This window comes from Streptomyces sp. NPDC002779, from assembly GCF_042888685.1.
GTDB lineage: Bacteria > Actinomycetota > Actinomycetes > Streptomycetales > Streptomycetaceae > Streptomyces.
Genome location: NZ_JBIAQC010000012.1, coordinates 66,406 through 82,637, shown reverse-complemented (window position 1 = coordinate 82,637; position 16,232 = coordinate 66,406). Strand labels below are relative to the sequence as shown.

1 protein-coding gene (running past one end of the window) is annotated in these 16,232 nt (G+C 73.0%); it reads right to left on the bottom strand.

Features of this window, described 5'->3' with window-relative positions; all coding sequences use genetic code 11:
- Window positions 1-16,164, bottom strand: the 5' portion of a protein-coding gene (locus ACFYW5_RS29500; RefSeq protein WP_389420148.1) for a non-ribosomal peptide synthase/polyketide synthase. The gene continues 5,583 nt to the left of window position 1, outside the view; 16,164 of the gene's 21,747 nt are visible here — the first part of the coding sequence; it begins with the start codon at window positions 16,162-16,164; its stop codon lies off the left edge, out of view.
- Between the last annotated feature and the right edge of the window lie 68 nt (window positions 16,165-16,232).

The following is a 16,232-nucleotide window of genomic DNA, read 5'->3' as shown; positions in this document are numbered from 1 at the left end:
GAGCTGATCCGCGTGCAGGGCCTCGCCGCCCAGGATGAGCGTCTGCGACGGCGAGGCGCTGTCGGGCAGGCTGGCCAGGATCGGCAGGTGGCTCGGGGTGGCCTTGACCAGTGTCGGCTGGCTGTTGCTCTCTTCCAGCGAGGTCAGCTGGACGGTGCCGCCACTGGTCAGGGGGGTCCACAGGGCGGTGATGGTCAGGTCGAAGGCGAGCGGAGAGTGCAGGACGGTGGAGCCTGCCATCGCGGGGTAGGCGCTACCGGCCCGGTGGAGGTAGGTGGCCAGCGCGTGATGGTCGATGACCACACCCTTGGGCCGCCCGGTCGACCCGGACGTGTAGATCATGTAGGCGGCATGGCGCGCAGCCCACGGCATCCGCCGCTCGGAGTCTGCGATGTCGGCCGTGTCGTACCCGGCCCACTCCGTTTCCGGTATCGGCTCGGTGAGCGTCAGCACGGGCGCGGCGTCCCTGAGCATGTATTCGATCCGCTCGGCCGGGTACTCCGGGTCGACCGGCAGATAGGCTGCCCCGGCCTTCACCACGGCGAGCAGGGTCACCACAGCGTCCAGCGACTTGGGCAGCGCCACCGCCACGAACTGCTCGGCCCCCACACCCTGCGCGATCAGATACCGCGCGAGCTGGTTGGCACGGCCGTTCAACTCGCCATAGGAAAGCGTGTTTTCGTCGCTCACCACCGCCACACCGTCCGGCGTCCGCGCGGCCTGCCGCGCAACCAGTTCATGCAGCGGCACGTCCGGCAACTCGGTAGCGGCCCCGTTCCACCCCACCAACACCCGCTCGCGTTCGTCGGCGTCGAGGATCTCGACGTCGCCGATGTGCAGGCCGGGCGAGGAGGTCATGGCCTCCAGGACGCGAAGGAATCGCTGGGCGAGCTTCGTGGCGGAGGTGCGTTCGAAGAGCTGGGTGCTGAAGTCCAACGCGCCGTTGATGCCCGCCGGCCGGCGGGCATCGTCGAACGACTCGGCGAACGCGAAGGAGAGATCGAACTTCGACGCCGTCCGCTGCACCGTCTGTGGCGAGACCCGCAGGCCCGGAAGGTCGGCGACGTCCCTCAACGCCCCCTCGTGATCCGTGTTGTTGAAGGTCAGCAGGACCTGGAAGAGGGGGTGATGGGACAGCGTGCGCGCCGGGTTGAGGACCTCGACGAGGCGCTCGAAGGGGAGGTCCTGGTGGGTGTAGGCGGTGAGGTCGGTGGTGCGGACCCGGTCGAGGAGCTCGCGGAACGTGGGATTGCCACTGGTGTCGGTGCGCAGGACGAGGGTGTTGACGAAGAAGCCGATGAGCCGGTCGGTGGCGTCGTCGGTGCGGCCCGCGATGGGAGTGCCGATGGGGATGTCGTGGCCCGCCCCGAGCCGGGTGAGCAGCGCCGCGAGCGCCGTCTGCATCACCATGAACGCACTGGTGTGCGACCCACGCGCCAACGCGGTCAGCCGCTCGTGCAGCTCCGCCGGAATCTCGAAGACGACCCGGTCGCCCTGGTAGTCGGCGACCGCGGGGCGGGGCCGGTCGGTGGGCAGGTCGAGCTGTTCGGGGAGGCCGGCGAGGGCTTTCTTCCAGTGTGCGAGCTGGCGTCCGGCGAGGCTGTCGGGGTCGGTGTCGTCGCCGAGGAGTTGGTGTTGCCAGAGGGCGTAGTCGGCGTACTGGACCGGCAGTGGGGGCCAGTCCGGTGCGTGGCCGGTGAGGCGTGCGGTGTAGGCGGTGGTGAGGTCCTGGGCCAGCGGGCCGCGTGACCAGGCGTCGCTGGCGATGTGATGGACCAGGAGGACGAGCACATGCTCCTCCGCCGACACGCGCAACAACCGTGTGGCAACAGGGAGTTCGGAGTCGATCCGGAAGCAGTGCGCCGCCACCTCGGCGAGCCTCGCCTCGATCTCCTCCTCGGCGACCTCGACGACGGTGAACGGAGCCTCGGCGACGTCCGCGGGCAGGACGACCTGATGGGCACCCTGCTCGTCCTCGGCGAAGACCGTGCGCAGGCTCTCGTGCCGGGCTACCACGTCGCCGAGGGCCTGCCGGAGGGCTTCTTCGTCGAGGACCCCGGTGAGCCGGAGGGCGGTGACCGTGTTGTAGGTCGGGCTGGGCCCTTCCAGCTGATGCAGGAACAACAGGCGTTGTTGGGCGTACGACAGGGGGATGCGCTCAGGGCGCGGACCCGCCGTGAGCTCGGACCGGGCGTGCTCGGCGCTGTCCAGCTCCGCGGCCAGTGCGGCGACGGTGGGTGTTTCGAAGAGCTGACGGATGCTGAGTTCGACGCCCAGGACCGCGCGGATGCGGCTGGTGAGTCGGGTGGCGAGGAGGGAGTGGCCGCCGAGGTCGAAGAAGTTGTCGTCGATGGTGACTTGGGGGAGGGAGAGGACCTCGGCGAAGAGAGTGCAGAGGATCTCTTCCTGGGGGGTGCGCGGGGCTCGGCCCTTCGTGGTGTAGGTGGGTGTGGGGAGGGCTTTGCGGTCGAGTTTGCCGTTGGGGGTGAGGGGGAGGGCGTCGAGGGTGACGACCGCTGATGGGATCATGTAGTCGGGCAACTGCTCGGCGACCCTTGCCAGGGCCGCGGATTCGTCCCAGCCGTCCGTCACGATGTAGGCGACGAGGCGTTGGTCGCCGGGGGTGTCTTCGCGGAGCATGACGGCGGCCTGCTTTGCGCCCTGGCTGACGAGGGCGGCTTCGATTTCGCCGAGTTCGATGCGGTGGCCGCGGAGTTTGACTTGGTGGTCGGCGCGGCCTGCGTAGATGAGGTGGCCGTTGGTGGTCCAGCGGGCGAGGTCGCCGGTGCGGTACATGCGGCTGCCGGGGCCGCCGTAGGGGTTGGCGGTGAAGCGTTCCGAGGTCAGGGCGGGGCGGTGGTGGTAGCCGCGGGCGAGTTGGTGGCCTGCGAGGTAGAGCTCGCCGGTGACGCCGGGGGCGACCGGGCGCAGCGCCGAGTCCAGGACGTAGACGGCGGTGTTGGCGAAGGGCCGGCCGATGGGCACCGGTCCTTGCTGGGTGCCGTTGAGGCGGTGTTCGGTGATGTTGACGGTGGATTCGGTGGGCCCGTAGGCGTTGATCACCTCAACGTCGGGGTGCTGGTCGCGCCAGGTGGTGAGCTGATCCGCGTGCAGGGCTTCTCCGCCCAGGACGAGCGTCTGCGACGGCGAGGCGCTGTCGGGCAGGCTGGCCAGGATCGGCAGGTGGCTCGGGGTGGCCTTGACCAGTGTCGGCTGGCTGTTGCTCTCTTCCAGCGAGGTCAGCTGGACGGTGCCGCCACTGGTCAGGGGGGTCCACAGGGCGGTGATGGTCAGGTCGAAGGCGAGGGGAGAGTGCAGGACGGTGGAGCCTGCCATCGCGGGGTAGGCGCTACCGGCCCGGTGGAGGTAGGTGGCCAGCGCGTGATGGTCGATGACCACACCCTTGGGCCGTCCGGTGGATCCGGACGTGTAGATCATGTAGGCGGCATGGCGCGAAGCCCACGGCATCCGCCGCTCGGAGTCTGCGATGTCGGCCATGTCGTACCCGGCCCACTCCGTTTCCGGTATCGGCTCGGTGAGCGTCAGCACGGGCGCGGCGTCCCTGAGCATGTATTCGATCCGCTCGGCCGGGTACTCCGGGTCGACCGGCAGATAGGCGGCCCCGGCCTTCACCACGGCGAGCAGGGCCACCACCGCGTCCAGCGACTTCGGCAACGCCACCGCCACGAACTGCTCGGCCCCCACACCCTGCGCGATCAGATAACGCGCGAGCTGGTTGGCACGGCCGTTCAACTCACCGTAGGAGAGCGAACGACCGTCGCAGACCAGGGCCACCGCATTCGGCGCACCCTCTGCCTGCCGGGCGACCAGTTCATGCAGCGGCACGTCCGGCAGCTCGGTGGCGACCCCGTTCCACTCCACCAACACCCGTTCCCGCACGTAGGGTTCGAGCGTCTCCAGGCGTCCCACGAGCTGGGTCGAATCGGCGACCAGCGCCTCCAGCACCCGCACCACCCGGTCCGTCAAGTCTCGCGCCAGGCTCTCCTCGCACACATCGGCCCGGTAGTCGAGCCGCAGACTCAGTGCCGAGTCCCGCGTGTGGGCGACCAGGTTGGCTACGAAGTCCGTGTGCTCCACGGCGTGGAACCCGGTGACGCGCAGGCCGTCGAGGTCGAGGCTCGTCGCGTCGGCGCTGACGGGGTAGTTCTGGAACACCATGGCGGTGTCGAAGAGTTGGGGGTGTGCGGTCCAGGTCTGGATGTCGGTGAGGCCCGGCCACTGGTGGTCGAGGAGTGCGGTCTGTTCGTGCTGGAGGCGGCGGAAGAGGCCGGTGAGGGTCTCGGAGTGGTCGAGGCGCAGCCGCACGGGAAGGGTGTTGATGAACAGGCCGATCATGCGCTCGACGCCGTTCAGCTCGGGCGGGCGGCCGGAGACGGTGGCGCCGAACACGACGTCGTCCCGGCCGGTGGCCTGGGCCAGTGCCAGAGCCCACGCGCCCTGCACCACGGTGTTCATGGTCACCCCGGTCGACCGCGCCCACCCCGTCAGCGCCTCGGTCGCGACCGCGTCCAGGCCGAACGGCACGCTCAGCGGGGCCGCGTCGACCTCGCCCGCGCCCGGCGCGAGCAGGCAGCCCTCCTCCATGCCGGACAGGGAGTGCTGCCAGGCTGCCCGGGCGGCGTCCCGGTCGCGCTCGCCCAGCCAGGCCAGGTAGTCACGGTAGGGGCGCACCCGGGGCAGGGCGGAGGCGTTGCCGGCGGCGTACAGTGCGGTGAGCTCCTGCCAGAGCAGTGGCAACGACCACCCGTCGAGCAGGATGTGATGGTTCGTCATCACCAGTCGGACGTGATCGGCGGACAGGCGTACCGCGGTGAGTCGCAGCAGCGGGGGCCGGGTGAGGTCGAAGCGGCGGTCCCGGTCTTCGGCGGCGAGGCGGTCGGACTCGGCGGAGCGTTCGGCGGTGGGCAGTGCGCTCAGGTCCACCTCGCGCCAGTCGGGTTGGACGTCGGCCGGGACGGTCTGCACCCATGCGCCCGAGGCGGTCTGCCGGAAACCGGCGCGCAGGTTGGGATGGCGCAGCAGCAGGGCATGGGCCGCCGAGCGCATCCGGGCCGCGTCGAAGGTGCCTTCCAGGTCGAAGGAGATCTGGCCGACGTAGACGTCCCGGGCGTCCTGGTCGTAGAGGTTGAGGAAGAGGAAGCCCTCCTGGAGGGGGGCCAGGGGGAGCACATCCTGGAGGCCGGGGACGGCCTGCTCCAAGAGGTCGATGTCGTCCTGCCCAAGCCCGGGGTGGGCGAGGTCCGACGGCGTCAGTGCGGTCACTCCGGGGCGGCCGGTCTCCGCGACGAGGTCGCGCAGGGCCCGGAACCAGGCGTCGGAGAGCCGCCGGGCGTCCTCGTCGGTGAGCAGCGCGGACGCGTACGTCCAGGTCGCCCGCAGCCGGATGCCCGAACCGGTGTCCAGGGCCACGGCGTTGAGATCGACGGGGTGGGCAAGCGGCATGGCACCGTCGATGCCGGCCACGTCGCCTCCGTTGATCGGCCACGAGCCGCCGGTGTCGTCCTGTCCGAGCCGGCCGAGGTAGTTGAAGCCGAACTGCGGCTCGGGCAGCGCGGCGAGCACGTCCCGGGTACGCGGGTTGAGCCGGCGCAGCAGGCCGTGGCCGAGGCCGTCGCCGGGTACCGTGCGCAGTTGCTCCTTGACCGCCTTGAGCGCCCGGATCATCGGGGCGTCGGTGCCGTCGGCGCGGGGCGCGGCGAGCCGTACGGGGTACATGGCGGTGAACCAGCCCGCGGTGCGGCTGAGTTCGCTGCCGGGCACGGCGTCCTCGTGGCGGCCGTGGCTCTCCAGGTCGACGACGATCGGGGCGTCCGGGTCCTCGGCGCGCCCGCGCCGCCACTCGGCGACGGCGACCGCGAAGGCCGTCAGGAGCACGTCGTTGACCGTGGCGCGGCACAGGCCCGGGACCCGGGTGAGGAGTTCGCGCGTGGTGTCGGCGTCGAGCTCGGCCCTGAGCTCGCCCGCCGTGGCATGCAGGTCGCGGGTGCGGTCCAGGCGAGGGGCGGTCGGAGCGTCGGCGAGCACGGTGCGCCAGTGGTCCAGTTCGGCCTCGGTGCCGGGGTGTTCGGCGAGCCGCGCGAGCGCGTCCGCCCACTGCCGCCACGGGGTTCCGGTGGGTGCCAGGTCGCCGCCCTCGTAGGCGGTGACCAGGTCGGGCAGGAGGATGCGCCAGGTGACGCCGTCGACGACCAGGTGGTTGGCGACCAGGACGAGGAGCCCCTCGTGCCCGGGGCCGCGGTCCAGCCAGACGGCCTGGAGCATACGGCCGTCGGCGGGGGACAGCCTCTCGCGTGCGGCACGGGCCTGTTCCGCCACGGCGGCACGCAGCGCCTGCTCGTCCAGGCCGGAGGCGTCGAAGAGGCTCAGCTCCGGGCCGACCGAGCCGGGCTCCGGGACGGTGACCGTCCAGTCCTCGGCGACCCGCAGGCGCAGGGCGTCATGGTGGTCGAGGAGGGTGCCGAGGGCGGCGCGCAGCGCGTCGGGGTCCAGGCCGGCCGGAGTGGTGAGGACGACCGACTGGTTGAACGGGGCTGCGTCGGAACCCAGTTCGGCGAACCAGCGCATCATCGGTGTCGCGGGCGCGGTGCCCCACGGCGAGCCGGAGACGACGGCCGGACGGTCTCCGCCTGCGGCTTCCTCGGTGGCCGTCCCGGCGAGCAGGGCCGGGGTCTGCTGCTCGAAGACGTCCCGCACCGACAGCGTGAGCCCGGCCGCGCGGGCCCGGCCGATGAGCTGGATGGACAGGATGCTGTCGCCGCCCAGGTCGAAGAAGCCGTCGTCGGCGCCCACGGCCTGAACGCCGAGGGTCTGTGCGAACAGGTCGCACAGCAGCCGCTCGCGAGCGGTCGCCGGAAGGCGGCCGGACCGCTGGGCGAAGTAGTCGGGGGCGGGCAGCGCCTTGCGGTCCAGCTTGCCGTTGATCGTCAGCGGCAGCGCGTCCAGGGCGACGAACGCCGTCGGGATCATGTGGTCGGGCAGCGTTTCGCGCAGCTCGGCGCGCAGCCGGGCGGCGTCCGGGGCGTGGCCCGGCTCCGGGACGACGTAGGCCACCAGGCGGCGGTCGCCCGGGCGGTCCTCGCGGACGACGACGGCGGCCCGGGACAGCTCGGCGCGTTCGGTGAGGACCGCCTCGATCTCGGTCGGCTCGATGCGCAGGCCGCGGATCTTGACCTGGTCGTCGGCACGGCCGAGATACTCCAGCTCGCCGTGCGGCAGCCACCGCACCAGGTCACCGGTGCGGTACAGCCGGGAGCCCGGCGTGCCGAACGGGTCGGCGACGAACCGTTCCGCGGTGAGCGCGGGCCGGCCGTGGTAGCCGCGGGCCAGGTGCGGTCCGGCCGCGTAGAGCTCGCCGGGTACACCCGGTGCGACCGGGCGCAGCGAGGCGTCCAGGACGTAGACGGCCGTGCCCGCGACGGGGGAGCCGATCGGCGGCGTGACGGCGCCGGAGAGCGGACGGCTCATCGTGGAGCAGACCGTGGTCTCGGTGGGACCGTAGGAGTTGAGCAGGGTGCGGCCCGCGGACCAGCGCTCCACCAGCTCGGGCGGGCTCGTCTCGGCGCCGACCACGAGGGTGGTGTCGTCGGGCAGGGATCCCTCGGCCATCAGGCCCAGCACCCCGGGCGTCAGGCTCAGATGGGTCGCGGAGTGCCGGGTCGCCAGCGCGGCGAGCTCGGGGCCCGGGGTGGTCTCCTGCGGGGCGACGATCAGGGTGGCGCCGGTGAGCAGGCCCATGGCCAGCTCCCAGAAGGCGGCGTCGAAGCCGGGGGAGAGGTGCTGGAGAACCCTGCTGCCCGGTCCGGCCGCGCAGTCGCGGACGAAGATGTCCAGCAGGCCCGGCAGACCGGTGTGGGTGACGACCACGCCCTTGGGGCGGCCCGTCGTGCCCGAGGTGTAGATCATGTACGCCGGGTGCTGGGGGCGCAGTGCGACGGGACGCTCGGCGTCGGTGACGTCGTGCGCGGGCAGTGCGGCCAGTTCCTCGGCCGTACCGGTGTCGTCCAGCAGCAGCCGCGGTACGCCGCTCTCGGGCAGGCCGGTGGCGACGGCGGCGGAGGTCAGCAGCACGACCGGGGCGGCGTCGGCGAGGACATGGGCGACCCGCTCGGCGGGATAGGCCGGGTCGACGGGCAGATAGGCGGCGCCCGCCTTGAACGCGGCGAGGGCGGCGACGACCAGGTCGGTGCTGCGGGGCAGGGCGGTGGCGACGAACTTCTCGGGCCCGGCGCCCAGGTGGAGCAGTCGGCGGGCCAGCCGGTTGGCGCGCGCGTTGAGTTGGGCGTAGTCGAGGACCTCGCCCGCGAACTCGACGGCGGGCCGCCCGGGCGCCTCGGCGGCGTGCCGTTCCACATAGGCGGCGAAGGTCAGGGCTTCGGCGGGGCGGGCGGTGTCGTTCCACTCGGTCAGCACCCGGTACCGTTCGGCGTCGCTGAGCAGTTCGACGTCGCCGATGCGCCGGTCGGGGTCGGCGACGAGGGTGGTCAGCAGGCGCAGGAACCGGTCGGCCAGGGCGCCGACCGTCTCCTCGTCGAACAGGTCGGCGCTGTACTCGGCGGCGCCCACGAGGCCCGCCGGGGTCCCGTCGGCGTCCCGGTGCTCGGCGAGCTCCAGAGCCAGGTCGAGCTTGGCGACGCCGGTCTCCACCGTCAGCGGGGTCGCGCCGAGGCCGGTCGCGGCCAGCGCGCCCAGGGCGTTCTGCTGGGTGGTGTCCAGGCTGAGCAGCACCTGGAACAGCGGGTTGTGGGACAGCGACCGGGCCGGCGCGAGCACGTCCACGAGGTGCTCGAAGGGCAGGTCCTGATGGGCGTAGGCGGTCAGGTCGGTCTCCCGGACGCGGTCCAGGAGTTCACGGAAGGTGGGGTTGCCCGATGTGTCGGTGCGCAGCACCAGCGTGTTGACGAAGAAGCCGACCAGCTGGTCGAGGGCGTCGTCGGTGCGGCCCGCCACCGGCGTGCCGACGGGGATGTCGTCACCCGCGCCCATCCGGGACAGCAGGGCGGCGAGGGCCGCCTGAAGGACCATGAACAGGCTGGTCCGCGACTCCCCTGCCAGGGCGACGGCGGCCTGGTGGACCGCCGGGGGCACGGCCAGCGGCATCCGGCCGCCCCGGTGCGTGGCGACGGCCGGCCGGGGCCGGTCGGTGGGCAGCTCCAGCCGTTCGGGAAGGCCGTCCAACGCCTGCTTCCAGTGGGCGAGTTGCCGCCCGGCGAGCGTCGTGGCGTCCGCCGCGTCGCCGAGCGAGGCGCGCTGCCACAGCGCGAAGTCGGCGTACTGCGCGGGCAGCGGAGCCCAGGCGGGCCGCGTGCCCTCGGCCCGGGCGGTGTACGCGGTCGCCAGGTCGCGCATCAGGGGGCCCAGCGACCAGCCGTCCCCCGCGATGTGATGGACCATCAGCAGCAGAACGTGCTCGGCCTCGGACACCCGGAACAGCTCGGCCCGCACGGGCAGGTCGCGCTCCAGGTCGAAGCAGTGGCGGGCGGCCCGCTCCAGCCGGTCCGCCACCTCCGCCTCGGTGGTCTCGACGACCGGCAGCGGGAAGCGGACGCCCGCGGCGTCCAGCACGATCTGCCGGGCACCCCGCTCGTCCTGCGCGAAGACCGTGCGCAGGCTCTCGTGCCGGGCGATCACATCGACGAAGGCGCGCCGCAGCGCGTCGGTGTCGAGCGCGCCGGTCAGCCGCAGCGCTCCGGTGATGTTGTACGTCGGTGAGGGGCCCTCGAGCTGGTGCAGGAACCACAGCCGCTGCTGGGCGTACGACAGCGGCAGCCGCTCCGGGCGCGGTCCGGCCGTGAGCGGCTCCCGGGCGTGCTCGGCACCGTCCAGGGCGGCTGACAGACCGGCCACCGTAGGCGTGTCGAACAGCTGTCGAACCGACAGCTCCACACCGAGCGCGGCGCGGATGCGGGCGGCGAGCCGGGTGGCCAGCAGCGAGTGGCCGCCCAGGTCGAAGAAGCCGTCGTCGACGGTGACCCGCGGGACCGCGAGGACCTCGGCGAACAAGGCGCACAGCAGCTCTTCGCGCGGGCCGCGGGGAGCGCGTCCGGCGACCGCCGCCGTGTAGGTGGGGGCGGGCAGCGCCCGGGTGTCCAGCTTGCCGTTGGGCGTCAGCGGCAGCGCGTCCAGCGCGACGAACGCGGAGGGCAGCATGTGCTCGGGCAGCCGGGTCGCCGCGTGGTCGAGCAGTGCCCGGTCGGCCATGTGCCCGTCGGTGACCACGTAGGCGACGAGCCGCCGGTCGCCGGGGGTGTCCTCGCGCAGCCGCACGGCGACGTCCCGGACGGCGGGGTGGGCGGCGAGCACCGCCTCGACCTCGCCGAGTTCGATCCGGAAGCCGCGGATCTTGACCTGGTGGTCGGCGCGGCCGAGGTAGTCCAGGCCGCCGTCGGCGCGCCGCCGGGCCAGGTCGCCGGTGCGGTACATCCGGGCGCCCGGCTCGCCGAACAGGGCGGCGTACGGGTCGGCGGGGAAGCGGTCGGCGGTCAGCCCCGGGCGGCCCAGATAGCCGCGGGCGAGACCCGCCCCGGCGACGTACATCTCGCCGGTGACGCCCGGCGGCGCGGGCTGCAGCCGGGCGTCCAGGACGTACACCCGCAGATCGGGGATGTTGACGCCGATGGTGCTCGCCGAGGCGGCCGCGGCCGTGGCCCGATCCAGCGGGAAGTGGGAGACGTGCACGGTGGTCTCGGTGATGCCGTACATGTTGACCAGCACCGGGGCGTCGTCGGCGTGCCGCTCGTACCAGTCGGCGAGCCGCGTCAGATCCAGTGCCTCGCCGCCGAACACCACGTAGCGCAGGGCGAGTTCGCGGGTGTGCTCGCGGTCGGCGGCGGCCAGCTGGTGGAACGCCGACGGCGTCTGGTTGAGCACGGTGACCCGCTCGCGCTCCAGCAGGGCGAGGAACGCGGCCGGGTCGCGGCTCACGGAGTGCGGTACGACGACCAGCCGGCCGCCGTGCAGCAGCGCGCCCCACAGCTCCCAGACGGAGAAGTCGAAGGCGTAGCTGTGAAAGAGCGTCCACACGTCCCGCTCGTCGAAGCCGAACCAGTGATCGGTGGCCGAGAACAGCCGCACGACATTGCGGTGCGGCACGGCGACGCCCTTGGGCCGCCCGGTGGAGCCCGAGGTGTAGATGACGTACGCGGTGTCCTGCTCGTCGAGCGGCCGGACGCGCTCGCCCTCCCGGAGGTCGTCCGGGGCGTACCCGTCCGCCTCGCCCGCGCCCAGAACGATCGTCGGCACCTCGTGGGCGGGCAGCCGGGCCGCCGCCTCCTCGGTGGTCAGCAGCATGACGGGAGCCGCGTCGGACAGGGCGTGGGCCAGCCGGTCGGCCGGGTAGCCGGGGTCGAGCGGTACATAGGCGGCACCGGACTTGACCACCGCGAGCAGTGCGACGACCAGCTCCGCCGAGCGCGGCAGCGCCAGCGCGACCAGGTCGTCGGGGCCGACACCGCGCTCGACGAGCAGCCGGGCCAGCTGATTGGCCTGCGCGTTGAGCCGGGCGTAGGTCAGCGAGGTGCCCTCGAAGGTGAGCGCCGGGCGGTCCGGGTGCCGGGCCGCCTGCTGTTCGAAGAGCTCCGGCAGCGTCGCCCGCGGCGCCGGGGTCCGGGCGTCCGGCCGGTTGGTGTCCACCAGCAGCGTCCGGTGCTCGCCCGGCACCAGCACGTCCAGGTCGCCCAGCCGCCGGCCCGGGTCGGCGACGGCCTGCGCGAGCAGCCGCAGCAGCCGCTCGGCCGTCGAGCGCGCGGTGGTGGCGTCGAACAGCTCCGTGCTGAACTCCACGGCGAGGTCGATGCCCGCGGGACCGCCGTCGGCGTCCCGGCGCTCGTCGAAGGCGAACGCCAGGTCGAACTTGGACAGTCCGGTGTGCACGGGGACCAGTTCGGTGCGCAGACCGGGCAGCCGGCCCAGCTCGCCCAGGGCGTCCTGCTGGGTGGTGTCGAAGGTCAGCATGACCTGGAACAGCGGATGGTGCCCGGCGCCCCGGTCCGGGTTGACGGCCTCCACCAGCCGCTCGAACGGCAGGTCCTGGTGCGCGTAGGCGGCCAGGTCGGTGTCGCGGACCCGGTCGAGCAGGGTGCGGAAGGCCGGGTCGCCGCTGGTGTCGGTGCGCAGCACCAGCGTGTTGACGAAGAAGCCGACGAGGTTCTCCACGGCCGCGTCGGTGCGTCCGGCGATGGTGGAGCCGAGCGGCACGTCCTCACCGGCGCCGAGCCGGGTCAGCAGCGCGGCCAGCGCGGCCTGGAGCACCATGAACACGCTGGCGCGGCTCTCGGCGGCCAACTCGGCGAGCTGCCGGTGCAGTTCGGCGGGCACTGTGAGGTCGATCCGGTCGCCGGTGTTGTCGCGGCGGGCCGGGTGCGGCCGGTCGGCGGGCAGCTCCAGCCGCTCCGGGAGCCCGCCCAGGACCCGCCGCCAGTGCGCGAGCTGCCGGGCGCCCTCGCTCTCCGGGTCCCCGTCGGCGCCCAGGAGCGTCTGCTGCCACAGGGTGTAGTCCGCGTACTGCACCGGCAGCGGGGCCCAGTCGGGCGTCGCCCCCGCCAGCCGGGCGCCGTAGGCGGTGCCCAGGTCGCGGGCGAGCGGCGCGAGGGACCAGCCGTCGCCGGCGATGTGGTGCAGCACCAGCATCAGCACGTGCTCGTCCGGGGCCGTGCGCAGCAGGGCGGCGCGCAGCGGGAGGTCACGGGCGAGGTCGAACGCGGTGCGGGCGACCCGGGAGATCTCCTTGTCCAGGTGCGCGGCGTCGGTGTCGGTGCGCTCCAGGCGGACCGCCGCGGCGGACGCGGGCAGGACGACCTGGTGAGGGCCGTGCTCATCTTCGGCGTAGACGGTGCGCAGGCTCTCGTGCCGGGCGACCACGTCCCCGAGCGCCGTTTCGAGCGCTACGGCGTCCACCGGACCGGTCAGCCGCAGCGCGGCCGGGATGTTGTACAGCGGTGACGGCCCCTCGAACTGGTGCAGGAACCACAGCCGTTGCTGCGCGAAGGACAGCGGCAGCCGCTCGGGACGCCGCTGGGCCGTCACGGCCGTACGCGCCCGGCCCTCGCCGTCCAGGGCGCGGGACAGGGTCGCCACCGTCGGAGACTCGAACACCCGCTGGATCGACACCTCGACGCCCAGGGCGGTGCGGATGCGGCTGATCAGCCGGGTGGCGAGCAGCGAGTGGCCGCCCAGGTCGAAGAAACTGTCGTCGATGCCGACCGCCTCGACGCCGAGGACCTCGGCGAAGAGCGTACACAGCAGCTCCTCGCGCGGGGTGCGCGGTGCCCGGCCCGCGCCGCGCTCGGGGGCCTCGGGGACGGGCAGGGCCCTGCGGTCCAGCTTGCCGTTCGGGGTCACCGGCAGGTCCGGGAGCGTGAGGAACGCCGAGGGGATCATGTAGTCGGTGAGCAGCTCGCGCAGCCGCGCCGCCAGGGAGTCCGCGTCGGGTCCCTCTTCCCCGGCCGGGACGACATAGGCGACCAGGCGCTGGTCGCCGGGCCGGTCCTCGCGCAGGAGCACGGCGGCCTGGGCGACCTCCGGCTGCCGGGTCAGGGCCGCCTCGATCTCGCCGAGTTCGATGCGGAAGCCGCGCAGCTTGACCTGCTGGTCGGCGCGGCCGAGGTAGTCGAGGCTGCCGTCGCGGTTCCAGCGCGCCAGGTCTCCGGTGCGGTACATGCGGCTGCCGGGCGTGCCGTGCGGGTCGGCGGTGAACCGCTCGGCGCTCAGGCCGGGGCGGCCCAGGTAGCCGCGGGCGAGCTGGACACCGGCGATGTACAGCTCGCCGGGCACCCCGGAGGGCACCGGGCGCAGGGCGGAGTCCAGCACGTACATCCGGGTGTTCCACACCGGGCGGCCGATCGGCACCGGCCGCGAGCCGGTGTCCTCGGCGCACGGCCAGTAGGTGACGTCGACGGCGGCCTCCGTCGGACCGTACAGGTTGTGCAGCGGAACGTCGGTCAACGCCTGGAAACGCGCACGAAGTTCGGCAGGGAGCGCCTCACCGCTGGAGAACACGCGGCGCATCCCGGACAGCGCTCCGGCGGACGGCTCGCGCAGGAACACGTCGAGCATCGAGGGCACGAAGTGCGCGGTGGTGATCCGCTCGCGCCGGATCGTCTCGGCCAGATAGGCCGGGTCGAGGTGGCCGTCGGGCCGGGCGACCACCAGCGTGGCGCCCGTCAGCAGCGGCCAGAAGAACTCCCACACCGACACGTCGAAGCCCGACGGGGTCTTCTGCAGCACCCGGTCGTCGGGGCCGAGCCGGTAGGTGTCCTGCATCCAGGCCAGCCGGTTCACGATCGCCCGGTGAGGGACGACCACGCCCTTGGGGCGGCCGGTGGAGCCCGAGGTGAAGATGGCGTACGCGGGGTGGCGCGGGTCGAGGTCCGGGGCCGGAGCGACGGCGGGCGTGCCGGGCGCGTCCGGTCCGTCCAGCAGCAGCCGCGGAGTGCCGTCCGCGGGCAGCCGGTCCTCGGTGTCCCGGCCGGTCAGCACCAGCATCGCGTCCGCGTCGTGCAGGACGGTGGCGATACGGTCCGCCGGGTACCCCGGGTCCACGGGCACGTACGCGGCGCCCGCCTTGAGTACGGCGAGCAGGGCGACGACCAGTTCCACCGAGCGGGGCAGCGCGACGGCCACGAACGTCTCGGGCCCCGCGCCGCGTTCGGCCAGCTTCGCGGCGAGCTGGTCGGCGCGGGCGTGCAGTTCGGCGTAGGTCAGGGAGGTCCCCTCGTACGTCAGGGCCTCCGCGTTCGGGGTGCGGGCCGCCTGCCGGTCCAGCAGCGCGGTGAGGGTGTCGTCCGGTATCTCCCGGCCGGTGTCGTTCCACTCCTCAAGGACGCGGCGCCGCTCCTCGGCGGTGAGCACCGCGGACCGGCCGACCGGCCGCTCGGGGTGGCCGGCGAGGTCCTCCATCAGCCGGACGAAGCGGTCCTGAAGATCCGCCAGTTCTGGGTGGCCGTACACCTGCGGATTGCCCTCGAAGTCGACCCGGAGGCCCGACTCGGGGGTGCCGGTCAGCACGAAGTTCAGGTCCGTGGTGGGGCCGGACCCGAGGCTGCGCATCAGGCCGAGGGGACCGCCGAAGTCGACCGGCCGGGTGTACGGCAGGACGTTCACGGTCGGCCCGAACACCCCGGCGCCGCCCCGCACTCCGAGTTCGCGGCCCAGCTCCTCGCCCCGATAGCGGCTGTGCGCCATCAGGCCGCGCAGGGCCGCGGAGACCTCGTCGAGCAGGGTGGCGAAGCTCGCCTCCGGGTCGACGGTCAGACGCAACGGCAGCTGGTTGGAGACCATGTTCGGCGTCGTCCGGGCGTTGGCGCCGTACCGGCCGGTGACCGGGACCGACACCACGACGTCCCGGGCGCCCGTCATCCGGTGCAGGAACGCCGCCACCGACGCGATCACCACCCGAGCCCAGGAGGAGCCGGCCGCCTGCGCCGTCTCCTCCAGCACCCCGGTGCGCTCCGGCCCCAGCCGCACGCTGGCCAGCGTCCCGGCCAGGGCGTGCGGGCTCACGCGCCCGGTGAGCCGGACCGGCTCGGGACGGTCGGCGAACAGCCCGGTCCAGTACGCCCGGTCGCGCTCGTGCCGCGCCGACTCCTGGTAGGCCACCTCGTCGGCGGCCATCCGGTCCATGCTGCCGAAGGAGTGCTCCGGGACCTGATCACCTCGCGTCAGCGCCCGGTAGACCTCGGCGAGCCGCTCGTAGAACAGCGTCATGCTGGTGCCGTCCAGCACGATGTGATGGACGCCCAGGTAGTACATGTGCCGGCCGGGCGCCAGCGTGAACAGCGCGTGGCGGCTGATGTCCGGCTGGTCCAGCGCGACCGGCGTGGCCCGGTCGCGCTCCATCCAGGCGATCGCCTCCGCCTCGGGGTCCGCGTGCCCGGTCAGATCGAAGTGCGGCAGCCGCACCGGGGTGTCCGGGCAGTGCTCCCGGTACGGCTCCCCCTGCTCGTCGGTGAGGAAGCGGGAGCACAGCGTCTCCGTCTCGGCCAGCGTGCGCCGCAGCGCCTCGGTCAGCACGGCGTGGTCCAGCGGGCCGTCGATCTCCAGGCAGGAACCGGTCTTGTAGCTGGTGCCCTCGGGGTCCAGCTGCTGGCCCAGCCACACCTCGCGCTGGGCGGCCGTCAGCTCGTGCCGAAGGGTCGGGAGCTCGGACACCTGTCTCCTCACAATCATCCGCCGGAAAACCCCGGCCTTTTCCGTGCCGCGCCGCGCGGAAAGTCATC